The sequence below is a fragment of the Flavobacterium sp. KBS0721 genome (assembly GCF_002007065.3).
In the GTDB taxonomy this organism is placed as follows: Bacteria; Bacteroidota; Bacteroidia; order Flavobacteriales; family Flavobacteriaceae; genus Flavobacterium; species Flavobacterium piscis.
The window spans coordinates 5,167,175-5,190,486 of the sequence record NZ_CP042170.1 but is presented as its reverse complement, the minus strand read 5'-3'; the positions used below and the strand labels follow the sequence as shown (position 1 = coordinate 5,190,486).

Sequence of the window (23,312 nt, the reverse complement as noted above, 5' to 3'; positions counted from 1 at the left end):
CCATTTCATTTTTTGCTTTTGATTTTTTTTCTTGTTCTGAATCTTTCTGCTCAGAACAAAGGAATTACTATACCCTTAAAAAAGATATTAATTGAAATAGAACAACAGCATCAGGTAAATTTTAATTATACCGAAGATAATGTTGCGGGCCTGGAGGTAACACCACCAAAAAAAACTCTTTCGCTGGAGCAAAAATTGCAATATCTGGCTAAAAAAACAAATTTGGCTTTTGAAAATATTGGAAACCAGTTTATTAATATTTATAAAAAAGAGAAAGAAGCAATACGAATTTGCGGTAATGTTTTTTCAGGTACAGATAAAAAACCTATTGAAAATGCCAATGTTACTTTAACCAACAAAACTCAGATTGCAACAGATGCGAAAGGCTATTTTGAATGCAACAAAGCCGATGCAAACCTGTTAATCATTAGTCATGTGGGATTTATATCGAAAAGAATTCTGGTGGGCAAATCAGACGCTGAAAATTGTATTCAAATAGTATTAGACCCCGAAATTACACAACTTGAAGAAATAAAAGCCAATGCTATTCTGGCTTCGGGGATTTCAAAAAATACCGATGGATCATTTGAAATTAAACCCAAGAAATTTGGTATTCTTCCCGGGCTTATAGAACCGGATGCTTTGCAGACCATGCAGCAAATACCTGGGGTAAACAGTCTTGATGAAAGTGTTTCCAGTATTAATGTTCGCGGTGGCACACACGACCAAAATTTGTTTTTATGGAATGGGATACGAATGTTTCAAACGGGACATTTTTTTGGTTTAATATCTGTTTTTAATCCCAATCTGGCACATACTATTTCGATTTACAAAAACGGAAGCTCTGCTTTTTACGGAGAAAGTGTTTCCAGTGTTGTGGCTATTTCTTCTACTGCCGAAAACACAGAAAAAAACGCTTTTAGCGCAGGAATCAATATGATTAATGCCGATGTTTACGCCAAGTACAATGTTTCGAAAAAGAGTTATATCGAAATTTCGGCCCGTAAATCGATTACTGATTTTGTAGAAACACCAACGTACAGGGAATATTTTAATAAAGTATTTCAAAATACGACCATTACTGATTTTTCTAAAAGTCAGAACATTGATTACCAAAGTGATAAAAAATTTGGTTTTTATGATGCTACACTAAAATATGCTCAGAAAATTGGAAGTAAAGACCAAATAATTCTGGATTTAATTACCATCAAAGACAATCTGGAGGTTTTTCAAAGTGCCACTATATATGACATGAACAGATCTGAAGACAATGTTTTACGCCAGCAGAATTATGGAGGAAATTTATCATGGAAAAGAAACTGGAACAGCTTTAATACGACTAAAATTAATGTGTATAACTCTTCTTATGAACTTTTGGCCAACCAAAAAACGACATTTGGCGATCAGGTTGTTATTCAGGAAAATACAGTAAACAATAATGGTGTTAATTTAGAAAACAACCATATTATTAGCTCTAAATTTAGTTTAAACGATGGTTATCAGTTTAACGAAATGGGGATTACTAATTTAGAGCAGGTAAGCAATCCTGATTTCTACCGTAAAGTCAAAGATGTATTAAGGACGCATGCTTTTATTGTAGAAGGAAAGTTTAACGATACACTTTCACGCATCTATTTTAAGGCAGGAACCCGAATTAATTATATCGAAAAATTTAAGAAATTTATTGTAGAACCGCGCATGCAGTTGAGTTACGGCATAAATAAAAACCTGAATTTAGAATTGCTTGGCGAGCTAAAAAGCCAGAACTCACAACAAATTATTGATTTGCAAAAAGATTATTTCGGCATCGAAAAAAGACGTTGGATTACCTCAAATGACAGTACTATTCCTATTCAGAGAAGCAGGCAGATATCTTTAAATTTATTCTACAAAAAGAACGACTGGCTGCTGGATATCGAAAGTTTTTATAAAAAAGTAAAAGGCATTACGACCTCCAGCCAGGGATTTCAGAACCAGTTAGAATTTGTTAAAACAACTGGTAACTACGAAGTTTGGGGAGCAGAAATGCTGATTCAGAAAAAAATGAATCATTTTTTAACCTGGTTAAGTTATACGTATAACCACAATAATTATCATTTTTCTAATTATGAATACCCAAGTTTTCCCAACAATTTTCAGCTGATGCATACAGTTTCGTGGGCGGGAATTTATGAGAAAAATAATTTTAAAATAGCTTTGGGCACAAAATGGTCCTCCGGCAGGCCAAAAACTTCACCTGATCTTTCTCAAATTGATCTTTCGGATCCTGTATTGGTTTACAATAAACCAAACAATACCAATTTGCATATTTTTTCGCAGGTTAATATTTCGTCTACTTATAAGTGGGAAACGGAAAAGGGAATTCAATATAAAATTGGACTTTCTATCTTAAATATACTGAACAGACGAAATGAAATCAGCGAATATTACAGGGTAAGTTCACTTTCAAATTCTATTGAGGAAGTCGAAACATTCTCACTGCAAAGAACTCCAAATCTTAGTTTTAGGATTTCATTATAGCCTGAACTATCTTGGTTTATTAAGGCTTCTGCATTTTTTTTTTACTTTTTTTTCAAAAAAATATAATTCTTTGGTAGGGTAATCTACATAAAGGCTGTTTTACTATTGGATCCAATTAAACGAGGAAAAAATAACTCCCTTAACCTAATCAAAAGAACAATGAAATTAAAACAAATTAAAATCGCCCTTGTTGCTCTTGCAGCGACAACTTTTTTTGCAAGCTGTAACAGTGACAACAATGATACTACTCCAACTGCCGAAGTAAAAAAAGAAGTAAGTCTTTCTACCAGTGCAACATTAGGCTCTTATCTTTCTGATAAAGACGGAAGATCTTTGTACTATTTTTCAACAGATGCAAACGGACAAGCTTCTTGTACTGGTGGATGTGAAGCTGTATGGCCTGCTTTTGTGGTAGATAATTTAACTGCAGATAAAATAGGAACAGGTTTAACATTTTCAGATTTTGCTACCATAACTACGGCATCCGGCAAAAAACAAGTAACCTATAAAGGATGGCCTTTATATTATTACGCACCAAGTGTAAACGGAACCAATACTGCAGAAGCAGCCGGTAAAACAACCGGAGACGGAGTTGGCGGTGTTTGGTTTATTGCAAAACCTGATTACTCGATTATGATCGTAAGAAGCCAGCTTGTAGGACATGATACTAAAAACTATAAATCAGATTATACTGAAGGAGATGGTTTGACTACTTATTTTACAGATGCTAAAGGAATAACGCTGTATACTTTTAAGAACGATAATTTCAAGAAAAACAATTTTACAAAAGCAGATTTTTCGAACAATGCGATTTGGCCAATTTATGAAACAGATAAAATCGTAGTTCCTTCTGTACTTGATAAATCTAAATTTAGTGTTATTACAGTATTTGGGAAATCTCAATTGGTTTACAACGGCTGGCCTTTGTATTATTTTGGACAAGATGCAAACGTACGAGGTGCCAATAAAGGAGTTAGTTTTCCTGCTGTTGGGGTTTGGCCGGTAGCGATAAAAGATGCTCCGCTGGCGATATAAAAAAGTTCTATTTTTTTAAAGGAAATTTCAAATTAGTCCAATTTATACCGGACTAATTTGAAATACTTATAAAGTAAAATTCTGGTATACAACTTCATATAACCGGATAAAACAGCATTTAAAATCTATTTATGAAAAGGAAAAGAATAACACTAATAATTATAGTCTTGCTTTTGCTGATTCCTGCGGGCTATTATTTTTATTACGGATTTCTTTATAAGGAAGCACGCAATATCGCATCCGAAATGCCGGATTTTAGTCTTACAGCAGCAAAATTAAGTAAAGACTATACCTCAAATCCACAAAAAGCAGATTCATTATATCTCAATAAAACTATTGAAATAACGGGTGAAATTACCAAACAAACAGACTCTGTGATCCTCCTTGAAAATACTGTTTTTTGTCTTTTTACTCAAAAAATAAAAGAGAAAATTACCAATAAAAATGTGACTGTAAAAGGAAAGTGCATAGGTTATGATGAGCTTTTTCAGGAGATAAAACTAGATCAGTGTACCATTAATAAACAAAACAATTAATCAATTTTATGAAGAAATTTTTAATCCCAATCTGCCTTTTTTTGGCTACGATGGCTTATTCGCAAGAGGATCTGCTCAAAGATCTGGATTCGACTCAGGTAGAAGATAGTTATGCTGCAGCAACTTTTAAAGCATTACAGGTTGTAACGTTACAAACAACAAAAATGGCAGCAAAAAAAGAGTTCTATTTTGTAGTCTCACATCGTTTTGGTACTGTAAAAGATGGTTTTGATAGTTTTTTTGGTCTTGATAATGCAACCACTAAACTAGGGGGAATTTATGGCGTTACAGACTGGTTATCGGTCAGTCTTTCCAGACATACATTAAACAAAATGTACGAGACCGGATTAAAATACAGAATGGCGAGGCAAAGTGCTAATTTTCCTGTTGACATTGTTGGATACAGTGTTGCCGATATTAATACTTTTTTAGAAAAAGACCAATATCCAGGACTGGAATTTAAGCACCGCACGACTTATGTACAGCAGTTATTGGTGTCAAGAAAAATTAACGAAAGGCTATCTCTTGAGCTAGTACCTTCTTTTATTCATAAAAACCTTTACAATCCGACAATCGAAAATGATAATCAATTTTCATTTGGAGGCGGCGGTCGCTATAAAATCACCAAAAGATTATCTGTAAACTTAGAATACATGCACAATTTTGATACTCCTGGTTTTTATGAAAATCCTTTGTCTGTAGGTCTTGATATAGAGACAGGCGGGCATGTTTTTCAATTGATATTTACCAATTCTCAATCGATGAGCGAGAGCGGATATCTTACCAATGCTTCCGGCAACTGGGGTAAAGGAGATTTCTTTTTTGGATTTAACTTATACAGAGTATTTTAAAAACTATAAACAGACACATTATGAAGAGATTAATAGCAATAACAATTTTACTTTTTGCACTAACAAGCTGTAGCGATGCCGATACTTATCAGGATATCGAAACGCCTCCGGGAGCAGTAACACCTCCGGGAACGGGAACGCCCGGGACTGATCCGGTGGTGGCAACCAGCTACACTAAAAACGTAAAATCAATTATTGATGGCAATTGTACAGGCTGCCATCAGGCAGGAAGATCTGCAGGTTTCAGGCCTTTAACGACTTATGCCGAAGTAAAAGCTGCGGTTGAAAATGCGGGTTTATTAAACCGTATTCAACTGCAAACAGGACAACAAGGGATTATGCCGCAAGCAGGAAGAATGTCTCAGGCCAATATTGATGTAATTGTAAAATGGAATACTGACGGACTTAAAGAAAATTAATTATTATGAAAAAACAACTTATAAATTTCTTTGTATTACTATTGATAATAGTTGCTAATACAAATGGATTTGCGCAAAAACTGATCACAAAAACAGGAAATATAAAATTTCAGGCTACAATGCCTTCTTATGAAGAAGTGGCTGCCGAGAACAAAAGTGTATCTGCTGTTTTAGAACAATCAACAGGCGATTTTGCGGCTTTGGTTCTTATAAAAGGTTTTCGTTTTAAAGTGGCTCTGATGGAGGAACATTTTAATGAAAATTATATGGAGTCTGAAAAGTTTTCGAAAGCAACATTAAAAGGGAAAATAGAAGATTTTGACAGTGCAAAAATCACCAGCACAGCTAAAAATTTTACCTTGAAAGGCGATCTTACTATTCACGGAAAAACAAAACCTGTTACGGTTGTCGTAAAAATTTCAAAAGCGGCCAACGGAGTTACTGCTATTGGTGCATTCGAAGTAAAACCTGAAGATTTTGATATCGAGATACCAAGCATGGTTAGAAAAAAAATTGCGGATAAAATAAAAATCAGCTATAATTTTTTATTGGTAAAATAACACTGTCAGTAACTATTTAGCTAATAGAAATTACCCATCGCATATTAGCTAAAGAGAACTTTTTTTGATTTGGAAGATCATTAAACATGACTATTGCCTGAGGTCAGTTTCATTAATGAACTGGCCTCTTTTTTTAATAACCCTAACTGAATCTAAATGATCTGCAAAAATTACGTTGTTGCCGGCGAAGATGTAAATGATTATATGGTAATGGAAAATACCGCTTATATTTCATACACGCTTCGATTATTATATCATTTTTTATTTAATAACGGATTTTCAAAAGAGAAACTCAATGCTTTGCATTTGGGTTTGCAGGAAGGACATCATGAACTGGTTTGTTATAAAAATTTGATGTTTACTGAACCTTTTTTTGTGGAGATGAAACATTGTTATATCAATGATACAATCAAAATTAAAAGTAGCTTTTTCAACTCAAAAAACGAATGCTGTGCTGAAGTAACGAAAGAGGTCGAATGGTTTGATAGTATTCGCAAAGAAATTATTGCAACACCCAAAGTAATTCTGCAGCATTTTAATCCACATTATCCTAATGCAGTTAGTCGTTATTAAACAATTAAAGAATCAGTTTGTAGCTTTTTAGTTGTAATAAAAATGTCAATTCTTATATTTTAATATATTCAGAAAGGCTCATAACCATCCAACCTGCTTTCTCCAATGATTAAACTCCGCATCGTTTTGGTGCAAGCCCGTTTTATGAACCGAGGGGATGAACTCTACTATAGATTTTTCGTCGTGTGCGTCAAGTTGTAGTTCTTTGCGCAAGCGTATCATTTCGGTCTTATTTTCGACGGGAAACATTCCGTTGCTGTCAAACTGAGTGCCGAATTTCTGTGGTCTTCCTTCAAAATAGCATATTCTGTCATGCAGGTAAGCAAAGTTTTGCGGACTGACTTCATCACCAGCTTCGGATATTAGCGTATAACATCTTTTCATAAAAACCGGCAAACTGATGGCGTGCTGAACAATAAGCCATGCTGCCTGGATGGCTTCTTCGCCAACAATTGATTTTGTAGGGTAGCCGATGGTATTGATGATTTCATTAAGTCGTTTCGCATTCTCCAGATGCACGAGCTCCATATCAGGATTATAGCCAGGTGAAAGTTTCCCTTCTTTTAAAAGTTCTTCGCGTACCTGCAGGTCATGATGCGCCATTTCTATCAATTCTTTAGCGATGCGATTATTCATTAAATTATAATTAAAAGTTTATTTTATTCGTTAAAAATCATAACTACGTTACATCTCTCTTCTGAATGATATTCAACTCCTTATTAAAAGAATTTCTATATTTTTTAATATATTCAGAAGGTTTCATTCCAAATAATTTCACGAACTGCTGACGGAAATAACGCTGATCTTCTATACCTACCTGAGGGCCTACCTGCGCGATATTGATGTTTTCTGTAAGCATAATTACAGCCGCTCTTCGGATTCTGATCGATCTTATAAAAACATTGACGGTTTGTCCTGAAATTGCCTTAATCTTTTTGTAAAGACTTGAATGACTCATTCCCATTGCGGCAGAAAAAGTTTTGAGGTTAAAGTCACTGTTTTCGAGATTGGCTTCGACGATTTCGATGCATTTATCAAGGAATTCTTTGTATTCAACAGGAACTTTATTGACATTTTCGCGAAGTGTAATACTGTCTAAGTAATACTTACGCAATTGCCCTCTGTTTCTAAGAACAGCATCTACACGCGCCAGAAGTATATCGCTGTCAAAAGGTTTCGTGACATAGTCGTCTGCACCTTCGGTAATACTTTGCAAGTGAATATCATTGCTAGTGGTAGCTGTGAGCAGTATAACCGGAATATGGCTTAAATCATCATTTTGCTTGATTTTTTTACATAAATCCAAACCGTTCATGCCTTCCATCGAAATATCACTCAGCACGATATCCGGCAGGTGTTTTTCGACAAGTTTTAAACCTTCGAGACCATTTGCTGCCGAATAAACAATATAGTTGTTGAAAAAAAGCTGCACCAGATAATGATTCATTTCAGGATTGTCTTCCACAATTAAAAGTACTTTTTTGGTACTGATTAATGCTGACTGTATATTTTCAGGATTTGAGGATTGACTTTTGTCTTCAAGAATATTTTGATTGTCAGCAGGCATTCCTTCTAAAAGTTCCCCAACAAGAGGCGACATTTGAGGATGATTTTCATTGATGCTCATTGCTGCAAAGTGACTTTTTCCTTTTGGAAGAATAATAGTAAACGAAGTTCCTTTTCCTAATTCGCTTTTACACTGTATTTCGCCGTGATGTTTATTTACAAAATATTTTACAACATAAAGACCTATTCCAAATCCGTTACTGGCTTTAGACTGAACCTGTTTGAATTTTTCAAAAACAGTATCAATTTCATTTTCAGGAATACCGCTTCCGGTATCTGATATAATGATAGAAACATCAGCAGTATTTTCGATGATTTCGATAGTTATAGCACCTTTATTTGGTGTAAATTTGAAAGCATTTGAGATTAAATTAAAAAGACTAATCTCTATTTTTTCATAATCGCCGTATATTTCAGCAGGTGTTTTTTCTTCAATAAACTGATAATTGAGACTTTTAACCGCAGCCATTTGTGTAAAGCTTTCGTAGATTTCCCGACACAGGTTATTTAAATTAATTTTCGAAATTTTGAGTTCATCAAGATCTGTTTCCGCTTTTCTAAACAGTAATAACTGATCTGTGAGGCTCAATAATCTTTTGGCATTTTTATAGGCAAGATTCAGATCGAGATCATCTTCAGAACGGTTTTTTCTGTCCATTGCGCTTTTCAGCGGATTTATAATCAGAGATAGGGGAGTGCGCAGTTCATGGGCCATATAAGTAAACATAGAAGACTGCTTTTCAGCATGTTCTTTGTCTTTTTTATGTTCCATACGGGAAAGTTTTATTTCGTAGCGCAATCTTTCTTTGTTTTTGTGGTAAAGTACATAGGCATAAATGGCACCGGCAGCAGCGATGAGGTAAAAAGTATACGCCCACCATGTTCTGTACCAAGGCGGAAGGATTTTTACTGTTGCCAGTGTTACTTCCTTTGTCCAGTTGCCTAAAACATCAGTTGTTTTTACTTTAAAAATATAGGTGCCTTCCGTCAGCCTGGAATAATTTGCCCTGTTATTTTTTGAGGTATAGTTCCAGTCTTTGTCCCATCCGTCAAGAAAGTAAGCGGTATTGATTTTTTCTGAATTGACATAATCAAGATAAACAAAATCAAAACTCACTGCCGATTTTTCATAAGGAAGTTCGGCGCCACTGATCATTTCGAGCTTTTTTTCGGTAATATAGGGGCTGTCCAATTTTAAGGACTGATTGTTCACCAGCAAATCATTTAATAAAAACTTACCCGTATTTTTTTTGTCTTTTATAGTATTGGGATCAAAAACATTGAATCCGTTGATACCACCAAAAATAAATTCTCCTGTCGAAAGTTCCGTTCCCGCATTCCAGCTAAACTGACTGCCCTGAAGTCCATCAGAAACTCCAAAATTTCTGAAAGTATTGTTCTTAGGATTTAATCTTGAGATTCCCTGATACGTACTCATCCATAAATCTCCTTTTTTATCCTTTAAAAGACGAAGAATGGTATTACTCGAAAGACCGTTTTGTGTGGTATATTTTTTGAAAGTGCCTGTTTTTCGGTTGAATAAAAGCAAACCGCCTTCAACCGTACCAATCCAAAGATTTTTATTTTCATCTTCGGTTATACATCGAATAGTATACTCTGAATGATAGTTTTTTACTTTTTTTGTTTTGGTATCGATCTCAAAAAAGGAATTGAAAGTTCCGCCCCAGATTTTTCCGTCCTGAGTTTCGTAGAGACAAGTAACATCGCGCAAAGCGGTGCTGTAACAAATGAATTTATTTTGTTTTTTATCAAATTGATATAATGCTCCGCCATTAGTAACGGCAAGCCATAGCGTTTTTTTTGAGTCTATAAACAGCAGCCAGGATTCCTGTTCTGCTTTTTTGGTAATCTGATTATAAATAGAGAAATTCTGAATGGCTTTTGATTTCGGGTCAATACGACAGACTCCGCCTTTCCACATCGCCACCCAAATGGCATTATCAGCATCCCTGACAATACTTGTAACAAAATTGCTCTGAATTTTTCTGCCTGCAGCTGAGGTGGTCGAGTAAACATCGTAAGTGTTTTGTTTTCTGTTCCAGTATCGCATTCCGGCGCCATCTGTACCAATCCAGATATTTTTCTTTTCGTCTTCACAAAAAGAAAGCATGAAGTTGGCAGCCGGATCTTCGTCTTCTTTATTGGTCAGCGGATCCTTGCTTTTAAAATGATTAAAATAGAGCGGTTTTTCTCCCATCATACTTACACCTCCACGCAGGGTTCCAAACCACATTTCTCCGGTTTTGCTTTCAAATATATCATACAGCGATTTACTGTTTAGTAATGAAACAGGCCCACTGGCACGATATAAAACAGGAGCAGGCTGATTTTTGGTAATGGTAAAAAGGCCCGCACCATCAGTGGCAATCCAGAGTCTGTTTCCCTGCTGATAAAAATCACGCACGACTGTTTTTTCCAGAAAGTAATTTTTAGAATAAGTATTAAGGTTATGATTATATAAGTACGCCCCTTCATCTGTTCCTATCCAGAGTCCGTCATTTGTCAATTTAATGCAATTTGAACCTGTAATGGTAGGGTTAAGAAGTGTTAGTTTTTTTGATTTAATATCATATTGGCAAAGACCGGTTCCGGTGATAAAAACGTAGAAAATTTGTTTTTTTGCATTATAAGCTATTGATCTTGCGATATAATTTAATTTTCCGTTGAAAGGGATTGCCGTGCCAATTTTCTCCCCTTCTTTATAAACTACAATCCCCTCTTTTGTAGCGACGAGAATCATATGTAGCGAATGAACAGCAATTATTTCGTAAGCCGTAAAGTTTAAAGGTTTGATTTTTTTATTGGTATCATAATATTGCAGCGGAGTAAAAGAAGATCGTTCTGCATTAAAAACTACCGGTCCGGCAGTTGTTCCTACCCACAAATTATTTTCAAAGTCACCTTCGATACAGCTAATAGCATTTCCCTGAATAGAATTTGGATCGGTATGAATATGGCGGTAAACTTTAAAATCATTTCCATCATATCGGTTTAGTCCATCAAAAGTTCCAAACCACATATAACCATTTTGATCCTGATAAATAGAGGCAACAGAATTGTTCGAAAGTCCTGATGAAATATCAAGATGGCGTATCGGGTAATTTTGTCCGGATGCATGTAGATGCAGAAGACTAATAACAAGAAAGAACTTTAATTTATTCATAGAAATTTTTTTAAAAAGCGTGCTGCTCTTTGATATACGAAAAATAAAAGGGATGTGATTAGAAATCAGGATCAATTTTTTTATGTGAATATATGTTGATAGCTGTGTACTTTGCGAAATTAACACATTTATTAACTAATGCTCAAAAAACACTACTGGTTTTTTACAGGAATGGTGGATTATGATTTTAGTGTTTTTTTTTTAATCAATGCTAAAGGCTTTGGAAAAAAAGATGCTTACTAGTTGTTTTTTTTACCGCAGAGAACACAAAGATTTTATTTAAGATTGCTTTAAAAAAAAACACAGAGTTCGCAAAGCTCGATCAATAGAAAGCTTTTGAACTTGTGTTTTATAAAAGTTAAGAGTTAAAAAACATACTGCCTAAATTATTTTACCACAGAGAACACAAAGATTTTTATTTACGATTGCTTTAAAACACAGAGATCACAAAGCTAAATGAAGACAAAGCTTTGTGATCTCTGTGTTTTATTAGACTTATCATATTAAAAAAACTTAGCGTTCTCTGTGGTAAATATTTCTTTCTCTAAGGTTTTGAGGTTAATATAGTAATTGTTTTTTACCGCAGAGAACACAAAGATTTTATTTAAGATTGCTTTAAAAACACAAAGATCACAAAGCTAAATGAAGACAAAGCTTTGCGAACTTTGCCTTTTTTAAAAGCTAAGAGAAAAAAACTTAGCGCTCTTTGCGGTAAAAAATTTTTTTTTCTAAGGTTTTGAGTTTAATATAGTAATTGTTTTTTACCGCAAAGAACACAAAGATTTTATTTAAGATTGCTTAAAAAAAACACAGAGTTCGCAAAGCTAAATGAAGACAAAGCTTTGTGATCTCTGTGTTTTTATTAGACTTATTAAAAAAAACTTAGCGTTCTCTGTGGTAATTTTTTTCTCATAGGTTTTTTGAATTTTCTTATTTAAAATTTAAGCATATCAAATTGCTTTTTTCAGAATAAACCGATTAAAAACAACAAATTATTTCATTGTTAATTCTATTATTTTAAAGCTTAATTATTGATGTTTTGATTTTTTTTGAATTAAAAAAATAGATAATATGTTTTTATGAAGTGTTGTACAGACACTTTTACGAAATTGTCCCCTTTTATAAATGAATTTTTCCCTGTCTAAATACCTTGCTCTGTACTTAATTTGCAAAGTGAGTTGATAAGCTACAACGTTTGAGTAATACTGCTTTACTTTTTTGTTCAGAGCAAGTCAATCAAAAAAAACTAACCAATTATCTTAACCAAAAACAATGTAAACATGACCAACACTTCAATTACCATTTACAGAGGAAAACCTTTTCCTAGTTATTAAAAAAGTGAATAAACTTATTTTAAGAAGCAGGTTATAAAACTAACTTATATAACGCTGCAATCATTTTGTAACCAACACTAATAAACAAAAACTATCTTAAACCAAACCCATTAAAAAAGTATGAAAAGAATTAAAACAAAATTTTTACTTTTATTATTCTTACTACCTTTTTGTGTTTTTGCTCAGAACACAATTACCGGAGTTGTATTGGAAAAATCTTCCAAGCAGCCCATACCGGGAGTAAACATAAAAGTATCAGGCGCAAATATTAGTACCTCTACAGACTTTGACGGAAAATTTAAATTATCCGGAGTAAAAGCAGATAGTCAGATTACGTTTTCCTATACCGGATATTCTAATCAGACCATTCCGGTTGGCACCCAAAAAAACATAACGGTATTTCTTGATGAAGATACTAATCTGCTAAAAGAAGTTGTGGTTCAGGTAGGTTACGGAAGCGTTAAAAAGAAAGACGCGACAGGATCTGTTACTGCACTTACTACAAAAGACTTTAACAAAGGAAATAATATTACGACAGAAAATTTACTGAACGGAAGAGTAGCCGGTTTATCAGTAAATTCAACTGGTGCTCCGGGGTCTAGTTCTCAAATTAGAATTCGAGGCGGAAGTTCGCTTTTTGCAAGCAATGATCCACTTATTGTAATTGATGGATTACCGCTTGATAATGCTACCAATACAGGATCGTCTTCCTTTTTAGCCTCATTAAACCCTGCAACGGTAGAATCTATTACGGTTTTAAAAGATGCGTCGGCTTCTGCCATTTACGGTTCCCGCGCTTCGAATGGTGTTATTATCATCACAACTAAAAAAGGAAGCAAAACATTATCTGTAGACTATAATGTACAATATGCTGCAGGAACGCTGACAAAAACGGTTGACGTTTTTAGCGCAGATGAATTTAGAAGCGTTATCGCAGACAGAAGAAGCGATGATTTAAGTAAACTGGGAACTGCAAATACCGATTGGCAAAAAGCAATTTACAGAAACACCGGAACCATAGATCAAAGTTTAGCCGTTAGAGGAAGTTTATTCAATATTATTCCAACGAGTTTAACTTTAGGAAATACAGATCAGCAAGGTTTGCGTTTAACGAATACTTTCAAAAGAAACACAGTTGGTTTAGTTATGAATCCTGCTTTTCTTGACAATCATTTAAAATTGAGGCTTTCGGCCAATTACACCAACGAAAAAAACAGATTTACAGATGCTGTTGAAGGAGCTGCTATTGGTTTTGATCCAACTCAGCCCATAAAAGTGGATGGCGCTCCTTATGGCGGTTATTTTGAATATACTACAGGAATTGATTCCAACGGAAATTATCCTTTAGTTTCAACCGCAGCAAGAAATCCTGTTTCGCAATTGTTGAATACCAATGACAGAGGAACGAATGACAGAATTTTCGGGAATTTTGAAATAGATTATAAATTCCACTTTTTTCCTGCTTTAAGAGCGGTTGTAAATGTTGGTTTTGATGAGTCAAACGGAGACCGAAGAAGATTGGTTGGTGCTGATGCGGGTTCTGCTCCATCAAACAACAACATTCCGTATGGTACAGATGAATATACAGAAGCAACCAGACGAAATAAATTATTAGATACTTATTTAGTGTATAATAAAACTTTTAAATCACTGGTTTTTGAGGCGACAGCAGGTTATTCGTATCAAAAATTTCAAAGCTCAAAATTTGAAACAGGCAATATTCTAAACCCTGATTTACCATCAACATTTCCGGAAACAACTTTGGATACAGATGTTGTTTTATTAGGATTCTTTGCCAGAACAAACTTAAATTTCAGAGATAAATATTTACTAACACTGTCTTACAGAAGAGATGGTTCTTCAAGATTTGAAGAAGCGAATCGTTGGGGAAATTTCCCTTCAGTAGCTTTTGCCTGGAAAATCAAAGAAGATTTCTTTAAGGAAAGTACCGTATTATCTGATTTAAAATTAAGATTAAGTTACGGTATTACAGGACAGCAGGATATTCCTGAGCCAAACGGATACTTGCAGAAATATCAAGTTGGCAGCGGAAACTCTGAATACTATTTTGGTACAAGTCCGGTTCCGGTTGCACTTCCTTCAAAAAGAACAAACAACCTGAAATGGGAAGAAACTACTTCGTACAACGCAGGTCTTGATTTTGGATTTTTAGACAATCGTTTATCTGCCGGACTTGATGTGTATTACAAAGAATCTAAAGATTTATTAGTAAATGCAGCCATATCTGATGGTAGTAATTTCTCGAACCGTGTGTATCAAAACGTAGGAAGCTTTACTACAAAAGGTGTCGAGTTTACGCTTAATGCGAATGCCATTAAAACGGAGAATTTCAATTGGAATATGAATTTTAATGTATCCAAATTTGAAAGAAGAATCAAAAATTTAGTAAACGGAAGCGATATCTTTTTAGGAGATAATATTGCAGGAACAGGAACTCCCGGACAAATTTTCAGAGAAGGTTATACTCCTTATTCTTTCTACGTATACAAACAAATGTACAATAACGAAGGAAAACCAATTGAAGGTGCTTTTGCAGATTTAAATGGTGATAATGTTAGAAACGATGCTGATAAATACATTTATAATAATCCAGATCCTGACTTTACATTAGGATTTGCATCGAATATGAATTATAAAAAATTCGATTTTTCATTCAATTTAAGAGCGAGTATTGGTAACCGAATTTATAATGCCGTAGACGCCAGCAGAGCACAATATGATGCTATGGAAAATGGAGGGGTTTTAAGTAATGTTCCGTCTCAGATACTAGATACTAATTTTCAGACTACTTCAAATGTAGTATTATCAGATCTTTATATCGAGAATGCTTCTTTCTTAAAAATTGACAACGTTACGTTAGGATATACTTTAAACAACTGGTTAAACAGTAAAGCATCGTTAAGATTTTCGACTGGAGTTCAGAACGTTTTTGTAATTACAAAATACAGCGGTTTAGATCCTGAAATCACCAATAACGGTGTAGACAAAACAATTTATCCTAGACAACGATCTATTTTATTTGGTCTTAATCTTAAATTTTAATAAAGATGAAAAAATATATTTTAATAACAATTTTAGCTTTGACTACCGTTTTTCATTCTTGTACTGATGACTTAAATGTAGTCTCTGAAGATGATGACGTTCTTTCGTCTGATGTTTTATTTTCGACTCCGGAAGGATATAAAAAAGCTTTTGCAGGAGTCTACGGAAATTTAACTTTAACCGGTGTATTGGGGCCTGATAATTCTTCGCTTGAAGGGGTAGATGCCGGAACAAGCCAGTTTACAAGATGTTTACTCTACATGCAGGAATTAACGACAGATGAATTGGTTTGGAGTTACGAAAATGACGGAGGAACCGCAGAATTACAACGTAATATCTGGACAGCCGCAAATCCTGTTATTTTAGGAATGTTCAGCAGAACCATGGTTTCTGTTTCCTATGCCAACGAATTTTTACGTCAGAGCACGCCTGAAAAATTAAGTTCAAGAGGTATTACAAATGCTACAACATTAGCAGATATTGCACTTTGGCGTAAGGAAGTTCGTGTTTTAAGAGCGTATGCGTATTATAACATGATGGATTTATTTGGAAAAGCACCAATGTACACTGAAAATGATCCTGTAAATTTTGCGGGGCCTGAATTTAACAGAAAACAATTATTTGATTTTATCGAAAGTGAATTAAAAGCGGTTTTACCAGATTTAAAAGCAGCCAGAACCAATGAATACGGAAGATTAGACCAATCTATGGCTCGTATGATTTTGGCAAAAATGTATTTAAATGCTCAGGTTTATGTTCAGGCCAATCGTTTTGATGATTGTATTACAATGTGTAACGAAATCATTGCCGGTGGTTATACTTTGAAACCAAAATACCTGGACAACTTTAAAGCGGATAACGAGAACTCAGAAGAAATCATTTTCGGAATCCAGTCGGATGGAGCGGTTTCTCAAAACTGGGGAGCAACAACGGTTTTAACAAACGGACAAATTGGTGCCTGGGAAAATAATGGTGCCGATTTTGGAATTGGCGGCTGGACAGGAGCACTTAGAATCAGAAAAGAATTTGCGCAAAAATTTGATGGTGTAAAATTCAGCCAGGATACCAGAAATACTATAGGAAAAGGTGTTGCGGGCGATCCTGCAAAACAAAGATCTATTGATATTGAAGATATTGGTGTAAAAACACAAGGTTATATTTTATCTAAATTTTCGAATAAAACTACTGCAGGAGTAAACGGAATCAGTTCTACTTATGCCGATACTGATTTCCCATTATTCAGATTAGCCGATGTGTATTTAATGTATGCAGAAGCGACTTTAAGAGGCGGAAACGGAACAACTGCTCAGGCTTTAAGTTATGTAAATGCGTTAAGACAAAGAGCGAATAGTAATTTGACTGTTGGAAACATTACTTTAAGTGAGTTAACGCTTGATTTTTTAATCGATGAAAGAGCGCGTGAATTACACTGGGAAGCACACCGAAGACAAGATTTAATTCGTTTTGGCAAATATACCGGAGGATCTTACAATTGGGCCTGGAAAGGAAATTCATCAAAAGGAATTTCGATTCCTGCTTACATGAGCGTTTTCCCTATTCCGGAAGGATCATTGGGAGCCAATAGAAATTTGACTCAAAACACGGGTTACTAAAACTTTTTTTAAAACATAAACGATACGAAAAATGAAACACATATATAAAATCTTTACAGTTATTGCCTTAATTACAGGACTTTGGTCTTGTGAAAACGAAACAGATTTGATGATCCTTGAGCCTCAGGAAGCGGCTTTCTCGATGATTACACCAGATAATGGTTCTTCGACTATTTTAAATAAAGACACACCCAACAATACTGCTTTGACATTTACCTGGGAAAAAGTAAGTTACGGAACGCCTACAATTGTTACCTATACCGTGCAGTTTGCAGCCAGCAATACAGAGTTTGCAGCTCCGGTAGATATTACGTCTACGACTTCTACTCACGCTGCTATTTCAGTGGCAGAGCTTAATGCAAAAGCACTTGAATTAGGTCTTACGCCTGATGTTGAAGGAACAATTGATGTTAGAATTAAATCTACAGTTGGAACAACGCTTTCTGAGCCAAAAAATTCTACACCAATTACCATTGCATTAACGCCTTACAGAGGTGTGTTCCCTAAAATTGATTTGTTTTTAGTAGGACCTGGTACCGCTGCAGGATGGAGTGTAACGAGCAACAATATGCCAATTTACAGAGATACAAAAGAAACTGCAAAATTCTATTATACAGGATTTTTTAATAAAGATGGTTTCAAATTAATTGAACAAATTGGATTCTGGGCTCCGGCTTATGGAACAAACGGAGCAAAAGTTCAATACAGAGCAACAGAAAGCGATACTGATCCGGGCGTTTTCCCTACGGCAGCTGCAGGTTATTATAGTTTTGAACTTAATCTTGAAGAACTAACCTATAAAATTGAGCCCTATACAGGCCCAATGACAACGTATGCCACAATTACTTTGACAGGATCGGTATTAACAGGCGATGACACCGGATGGAATATGGATGTTCCTTTAGTGAAATCGGATTTTGACGGACATATCTGGAAAGTTACTCAAACTTTAAAAGCAGGAAAAATGAAGTTTAAGGCTAATGGCGGATGGGATGTAAGCTGGGGAGATAATGGCGGAGATATTATTGTTGAGGCCGGAAAATATGAAATCTGGTTCAATGACTTAGATGGTCGTTATACGTTCATTGCAACTCCATAAATTGAATTAAAAAAATAAGAGAAGCCTCAGCTTATTTTGAGGCTTCTTCTACATTCAAAATTTCAATCATTATAACTCCTATCATGAAAAAATATATAAAAATTCTTGGGTTACTTGCGATCACTGCAATTCAGTTTTCGTGCTCGAGTAATGATTCGGCCGATACAGAAGCGGTGAATCCGCCGGATGCAACGGATACTTTTATCAGAGCATCAGATGTTTCTTTTCTTCCTCAAATGGAATCTTTGGGAACTAAATTTTACAGCAATGGCAAAGCCGAACCCATGCTGACAACATTAAAAAATGCAGGTTGTAATACCGTCCGAATTCGTTTATGGAAAAATCCTGTAAACGGTCGTTCTGGTTTAAACGAAGTAAAACAATTGGCTCAAAAAGCAAGACAAGCCGGTTTAAGAGTATGGCTTACCGTTCATTACTCTGATAATTGGGCCGATCCGGGAGAACAAACTACTCCTGAAGAATGGAAAAATTTATCTTTTGCTGATTTAAAAACAGCAGTTGCTGATTATACCGCTACAATAATTACAGAAATTAAGCCGGATATTATTCAAATTGGTAATGAAATTAATAGCGGATTATTATGGCCACAAGGAAATCTAATCAGTAACGAACAACAATGTATCGCTTTATTAAGTGCTGCAAGCGCAACAGTTCGCAGTAAAGCACCAAACACAAAAATAATGATTCATTATGCAGGTGTAAATGGCGGCAGCACAGATTGGTTTTTTACTAAAATGAAAAGTATTGATTACGACTATATTGGATTATCATATTATCCTATATGGCACGGTAAAGATTTAACAGAAGTAAAAAATACCATTGATGCTTTAGGACAAAAATTCAGTAAAAGAGTCCTGATCGCAGAAACGGCTTATCCTTTTACTTTATTGCACAATGACCAGACGAATAATATTGTAGGTTCAAACGATCAGTTGGTTTCAGGATATCCTGCAACTCCGGCAGGACAAAGAACTTTTGTAATGGATATTAAAAACTTAGTAAAAACATCCCAATTCGGACAAGGGTTTGCGTATTGGGGAGGCGAGTGGGTTGCTTTTAAAGGACCACAATCTACAAGCGGATCTACATTCGAAAATCAGGCTTTGTACAGTTTTGATAATAATGCCTTATCCGTAATGCAGGCTTTCAGTAAAGAATAAAATATGAAAAAATCACTTAAAATTGGATCTTTTTTAATGCTAATGATATTTGCATTTACTTCTTGTAAACCAAAAATGATTAGCGAAAAAAACTCCTTTTCAAAAGGGGCAGATGTTGGCTGGCTGCCACAAATGGAAGCAACAGGCTATAAATTTTATGATGCAGACGGTTCTCAAAAAGACTGTCTGCAATTATTAAAAGACCGCGGAATAAATACCATCAGGTTACGTGTTTGGGTAAACCCGAATGAAGATAAAGCCAGCGGACACTGCAGTCCGGAAGAAACGGTTGTTATGGCAGTTCGTGCACAAAAAATGGGAATGCGTATCATGATCGATTTTCATTACAGCGATTCATGGGCAGATCCCGGCAAACAAAATAAACCCGCTGCATGGGCAAAACATTCTTTTCCGGAATTGTTAACCGATGTGTATCAGCATACTTATGACGTTTTGAAAATGCTGAAAAAAGCCGGAGTAACGCCGGAATGGGTTCAAATTGGAAATGAAATCCCTAGCGGTATGCTTTGGCCGGAAGGACATACAGATAATTTCAGTCAGTTAGCACAATTACTGGATAAAGGATACGAAGCAACAAAAGCGATCGATCCAAAAATTAAAGTAATTGTTCACTTAGATGAAGGAAATAAAAGTGAAAAATTCAGATGGTTTTTTGATAAAGCGACTGAAAATAAGGTGAAATATGATGTAATTGGTTTATCATATTATCCGTACTGGATCAAAACCGATTATCAAAGTACTATATTAGATTTAGAAAATAATCTAAAAGACATGGCAACACGCTACAATAAAGAAGTTATGGTGGTCGAAGTTGGTGGTGATTTCGAACAAGTACAAAACACCAAAGAAATGCTTGAAGCGACTATAAAAGCCGTAAAAAGCGTACCCAATAATAAAGGATTGGGCGTTATTTATTGGGAGCCACAAGGCGAAAAAAGCTGGAGCGGTTATCAATTAAATGCCTGGCTTTCTGATGGGAAACCTTCACCAGCTTTGGATGCTTTTAAAGAATAGATTTTTTTTAAATTAAAAATTAAATATTAAATTTTACCATTAAGATATTAGGTTTCATAAAGCTAAGTGCTTTTAATATCTTAATGGTGAAAAAATAAAAAATAAAATGAAATTAATTTTTAGATCAATACTGCTAGTATTTCTTCTGGTTTTTTCTTCCGGAAAAATGATGTCACAATCCACAACTGTTTTAAAAGACAATTGGCGCTTTTCTAAAGAAGTAAAAGGAGATGCTTTTTCTGTAGATTTTAATGCTTCGAAATGGGAAAAAGTGAGTGTGCCGCACGATTGGGCGATTTACGGTCCTTTTGATAAAGAATGGGACAAACAAGTTTCGGCAATTGAACAAAACGGAGAAAAAGTGCCTACCGAAAAAACAGGTCGTACAGGTGCGCTTCCGCATATTGGTACAGGCTGGTATCGCAATACATTTTCAATTCCTGAGTTTAAAAAAGGGAAAAAAGTACTTCTTATTTTTGAAGGTGCAATGAGCGAACCTCAGGTTTATTTAAACGGAAAAAAGGTAGGAGAATGGGGTTACGGGTACAGCTATTTTTATATTGATATTTCGAAAGATTTAATAGCCGGAGCAGAAAATGTTCTGGCAGTAAAATTGACTAATGAACCATTTTCTTCAAGATGGTATCCCGGAGCAGGTTTATACAGAAACGTGAGTATTGTAGTAAAAGAACAGGAAAACTTTGTACAATGGGGAACTTTTATTACCACTCCGGACATCAACGAAAACAGCGCTGTTGTTGATCTTAAAGCTGAGGTTAATGGCAATAATTTGTCGATGATAACGGAAATAAAAGATGCAGCTAATACGATAGTAACAACACAGAAAGTGACAGAAATAAAAGATGGAAAATTGCATCAAACTATTGCTGTTGCAAAACCTCATTTATGGAGTCCTGAAACCCCTTATTTGTATACAGCCGTTAGCAAATTATACGCAGCTGACGGAACTTTAAAAGACGAACAAAATATAAAATTCGGAATTAGATCAATTAAATACGAGGCCAATAAAGGATTTAGCCTTAACGGAAAAGTGACAAAATTTAAAGGAGTTTGTCTTCATCATGATCTTGGGCCTCTTGGTGCTGCGGTCAATAAAGCCGCGCTTCGCAGACAGCTTACGATTCTAAAAGATATGGGATGTAATGCGATCAGAAGTTCTCATAATATGCCTTCTTTTGAACAGCTTGAATTGGCTGACGAAATGGGATTTATGTTTCTGGCTGAAAGTTTTGATGAATGGGCAAAGCCAAAAGTGAAAAACGGATATCATCGCTTTTTTGAAGAATATGCAGAGAAAGACATTGTAAATTTAGTGAGAGCTACAAGAAATCATCCTTGTATTGTAATGTGGAGTTCAGGAAATGAAGTTCCGGATCAATATGGAGCTGAAGGTTTGACAAGAGCTAAATTTTTACAGGATGTTTTTCACAGAGAAGATCCTACGCGTCCGGTAACGGTAGGAATGGATCAGGTAAAACAAACTATGGAATCTGGGTTTGGGGCTTTATTAGATGTACCGGGACTGAATTATAGAGTACATCTTTATGAAGAAGCTTACAAATCATTTCCACAAGGATTTATTTTAGGTTCAGAAACTGCTTCGACAGTGAGTTCAAGAGGAATTTATAAATTTCCTGTTGTGCAGCAAAAAGAGAAACAATACGATGATTTTCAGTCTTCGTCTTATGATCTTGAAGCTTGCAGTTGGTCGAATGTTCCTGATGAAGATTTTGTGCTTCAGGATGATAAACCTTGGGTAATTGGCGAATTTGTCTGGACTGGTTTTGATTATTTGGGAGAACCAACGCCTTATGATGAAAAATGGCCATCAAGAAGTTCTTATTTCGGAATCTCTGATTTGGCGGGATTGCCTAAAGACCGTTTTTATTTGTACAGAAGCAGGTGGAATAAGGAAGATAAAACGCTTCACATATTACCGCATTGGAATTGGAAAGGAAGAGAAGGAGAAATTACCCCGGTTTTTGTTTACACCAATTATGACAGCGCAGAACTTTTCGTAAACGGAAAAAGTATGGGCGTTCAGAAAAAAAACAATTCAACTCCGCAAAACCGTTATCGTTTAATGTGGAATGATGTGAAATATGAGCCGGGAACGGTAAAAGTGGTAGCATTTGATTCGAATGGAAAAATAGCTGCCGAAAGTGAGGTTAAAACCGCTGGAGATCCTTATAAAATCATTCTTGAAGCAGATCGCAAAGTGATCAAAGCCGATGGTGATGATATTTCTTTCGTAACCGTTTCAGTTGTAGATAAAAATGGATTACCATGTCCTACAGCAATCAATGAACTAAACTTTAAAGTAACCGGAGCTGCAACGTATAGAGCTGCTTGTAATGGCGATGCTACATCATTAGAAATATTTCATGACAATAAAATGAAACTTTTCAGCGGTAAATTGGTGGTATTGGTTAAAGCAATTAAAACTGCAGGAGCAATACAATTGGAAGTAACTGGTAAAGGACTTCAGAAAGGTAAAATCGATTTAAAGTCAGAACTTTAATAATTAAAATAACCCGTTGGGTGTAATAATTTTTAACATATAATAATATAGTCCAAAAGCGCAATGCCATTAAGTTAAGATATTTTAGATTGTGTTCCATCGGAACACCTCGTCGGTAGAAAAAAGGCATCGTGATAAACATCGTCCCATTGGGACGTTTGAGAAATTGTATATGTAATCTGTATTATTATTTATAAAATC

General features: G+C 35.2%; 15 protein-coding genes. 13 read left to right on the top strand and 2 right to left on the bottom strand.

The features are described 5' to 3' along the window. Nucleotides 1–18 precede the first annotated feature (18 nt). From B0M43_RS21575 to B0M43_RS21545, 7 genes are all read left to right on the top strand, one after another. Entirely contained in the window at nucleotides 19–2,520 is a 2,502-nt protein-coding gene (locus B0M43_RS21575; protein ID WP_246860164.1) for a carboxypeptidase-like regulatory domain-containing protein, read from the top strand. 159 nt (nucleotides 2,521–2,679) lie between these two features. Further along, nucleotides 2,680–3,555: a hypothetical protein gene (locus B0M43_RS21570; protein ID WP_078006108.1), complete on the top strand. Its 876-nt coding sequence runs from the start codon at nucleotides 2,680–2,682 to the stop codon at nucleotides 3,553–3,555. A 131-nt stretch (nucleotides 3,556–3,686) separates the two neighbouring features. Continuing rightward, nucleotides 3,687–4,091 (top strand): hypothetical protein, encoded by a 405-nt coding sequence (locus tag B0M43_RS21565; protein WP_078005338.1) that lies wholly within the window; start codon nucleotides 3,687–3,689, stop codon nucleotides 4,089–4,091. An 8-nt stretch (nucleotides 4,092–4,099) separates the two neighbouring features. Next, nucleotides 4,100–4,942, top strand: coding sequence for a DUF5777 family beta-barrel protein (locus tag B0M43_RS21560; protein WP_078005337.1), 843 nt, complete (start codon nucleotides 4,100–4,102; stop codon nucleotides 4,940–4,942). Between the two features lie 20 nt (nucleotides 4,943–4,962). Further along, nucleotides 4,963–5,361, top strand: a complete 399-nt coding sequence (locus B0M43_RS21555; RefSeq protein ID WP_065450365.1) for a hypothetical protein — start codon at nucleotides 4,963–4,965, stop codon at nucleotides 5,359–5,361. Nucleotides 5,362–5,366: 5 nt separating this feature from the next. Further along, on the top strand, nucleotides 5,367–5,921 hold the full coding sequence (locus B0M43_RS21550) for a YceI family protein (RefSeq protein WP_078005336.1): 555 nt from the start codon (nucleotides 5,367–5,369) through the stop codon (nucleotides 5,919–5,921). Between the two features lie 156 nt (nucleotides 5,922–6,077). Then, on the top strand, nucleotides 6,078–6,494 hold the full coding sequence (locus B0M43_RS21545; protein ID WP_078005335.1) for a hypothetical protein: 417 nt from the start codon (nucleotides 6,078–6,080) through the stop codon (nucleotides 6,492–6,494). A gap of 78 nt (nucleotides 6,495–6,572) precedes the next feature. Here the strand turns inward: B0M43_RS21545 and B0M43_RS21540 are convergent, their stop codons facing one another. Beyond that, nucleotides 6,573–7,130 carry a DUF6624 domain-containing protein gene (locus tag B0M43_RS21540; protein WP_078005334.1) on the bottom strand — a complete coding sequence of 186 codons (558 nt, stop codon included), beginning with the start codon at nucleotides 7,128–7,130 and terminating at the stop codon, nucleotides 6,573–6,575. A gap of 43 nt (nucleotides 7,131–7,173) precedes the next feature. Then, entirely contained in the window at nucleotides 7,174–11,244 is a 4,071-nt protein-coding gene (locus tag B0M43_RS21535; RefSeq protein WP_078005333.1) for a two-component regulator propeller domain-containing protein, read from the bottom strand. Between the two features lie 1,454 nt (nucleotides 11,245–12,698). On the opposite strand from B0M43_RS21535, the gene B0M43_RS21530 reads away from it, so the two are divergent. From B0M43_RS21530 to B0M43_RS21505, 6 genes are all read left to right on the top strand, one after another. After that, nucleotides 12,699–15,641 carry a SusC/RagA family TonB-linked outer membrane protein gene (locus tag B0M43_RS21530; RefSeq protein WP_078005332.1) on the top strand — a complete coding sequence of 981 codons (2,943 nt, stop codon included), beginning with the start codon at nucleotides 12,699–12,701 and terminating at the stop codon, nucleotides 15,639–15,641. Between the two features lie 5 nt (nucleotides 15,642–15,646). After that, nucleotides 15,647–17,254 carry a RagB/SusD family nutrient uptake outer membrane protein gene (locus tag B0M43_RS21525; protein WP_078005331.1) on the top strand — a complete coding sequence of 536 codons (1,608 nt, stop codon included), beginning with the start codon at nucleotides 15,647–15,649 and terminating at the stop codon, nucleotides 17,252–17,254. A 31-nt stretch (nucleotides 17,255–17,285) separates the two neighbouring features. Beyond that, nucleotides 17,286–18,353: a SusE domain-containing protein gene (locus B0M43_RS21520; protein WP_078005330.1), complete on the top strand. Its 1,068-nt coding sequence runs from the start codon at nucleotides 17,286–17,288 to the stop codon at nucleotides 18,351–18,353. Nucleotides 18,354–18,436: 83 nt separating this feature from the next. Further along, nucleotides 18,437–19,534: a glycosyl hydrolase 53 family protein gene (locus B0M43_RS21515; protein WP_246860163.1), complete on the top strand. Its 1,098-nt coding sequence runs from the start codon at nucleotides 18,437–18,439 to the stop codon at nucleotides 19,532–19,534. A 3-nt stretch (nucleotides 19,535–19,537) separates the two neighbouring features. Next, nucleotides 19,538–20,569 carry a glycosyl hydrolase 53 family protein gene (locus B0M43_RS21510; RefSeq protein WP_246860162.1) on the top strand — a complete coding sequence of 344 codons (1,032 nt, stop codon included), beginning with the start codon at nucleotides 19,538–19,540 and terminating at the stop codon, nucleotides 20,567–20,569. Nucleotides 20,570–20,675: 106 nt separating this feature from the next. Beyond that, entirely contained in the window at nucleotides 20,676–23,111 is a 2,436-nt protein-coding gene (locus B0M43_RS21505) for a DUF4982 domain-containing protein (RefSeq protein ID WP_078005328.1), read from the top strand. The last annotated feature ends 201 nt before the right edge of the window (nucleotides 23,112–23,312 follow it).

What these genes read in the sequence shown, in the direction of transcription:
- B0M43_RS21550 (WP_078005336.1), top strand. Translation starts at nt 5,367, where the DNA reads ATGAAAAAACAACTTATAAATTTCTTTGTATTACTATTGATAATAGTT.
- B0M43_RS21560 (WP_078005337.1), top strand. Translation starts at nt 4,100, where the DNA reads ATGAAGAAATTTTTAATCCCAATCTGCCTTTTTTTGGCTACGATGGCT.
- B0M43_RS21545 (WP_078005335.1), top strand. Translation starts at nt 6,078, where the DNA reads ATGATCTGCAAAAATTACGTTGTTGCCGGCGAAGATGTAAATGATTAT.
- B0M43_RS21510 (WP_246860162.1), top strand. Translation starts at nt 19,538, where the DNA reads ATGAAAAAATCACTTAAAATTGGATCTTTTTTAATGCTAATGATATTT.
- B0M43_RS21565 (WP_078005338.1), top strand. Translation starts at nt 3,687, where the DNA reads ATGAAAAGGAAAAGAATAACACTAATAATTATAGTCTTGCTTTTGCTG.
- B0M43_RS21535 (WP_078005333.1), bottom strand. Translation starts at nt 11,244, where the DNA reads ATGAATAAATTAAAGTTCTTTCTTGTTATTAGTCTTCTGCATCTACAT.
- B0M43_RS21540 (WP_078005334.1), bottom strand. Translation starts at nt 7,130, where the DNA reads ATGAATAATCGCATCGCTAAAGAATTGATAGAAATGGCGCATCATGAC.
- B0M43_RS21555 (WP_065450365.1), top strand. Translation starts at nt 4,963, where the DNA reads ATGAAGAGATTAATAGCAATAACAATTTTACTTTTTGCACTAACAAGC.
- B0M43_RS21525 (WP_078005331.1), top strand. Translation starts at nt 15,647, where the DNA reads ATGAAAAAATATATTTTAATAACAATTTTAGCTTTGACTACCGTTTTT.
- B0M43_RS21515 (WP_246860163.1), top strand. Translation starts at nt 18,437, where the DNA reads ATGAAAAAATATATAAAAATTCTTGGGTTACTTGCGATCACTGCAATT.
- B0M43_RS21570 (WP_078006108.1), top strand. Translation starts at nt 2,680, where the DNA reads ATGAAATTAAAACAAATTAAAATCGCCCTTGTTGCTCTTGCAGCGACA.
- B0M43_RS21505 (WP_078005328.1), top strand. Translation starts at nt 20,676, where the DNA reads ATGAAATTAATTTTTAGATCAATACTGCTAGTATTTCTTCTGGTTTTT.
- B0M43_RS21530 (WP_078005332.1), top strand. Translation starts at nt 12,699, where the DNA reads ATGAAAAGAATTAAAACAAAATTTTTACTTTTATTATTCTTACTACCT.
- B0M43_RS21520 (WP_078005330.1), top strand. Translation starts at nt 17,286, where the DNA reads ATGAAACACATATATAAAATCTTTACAGTTATTGCCTTAATTACAGGA.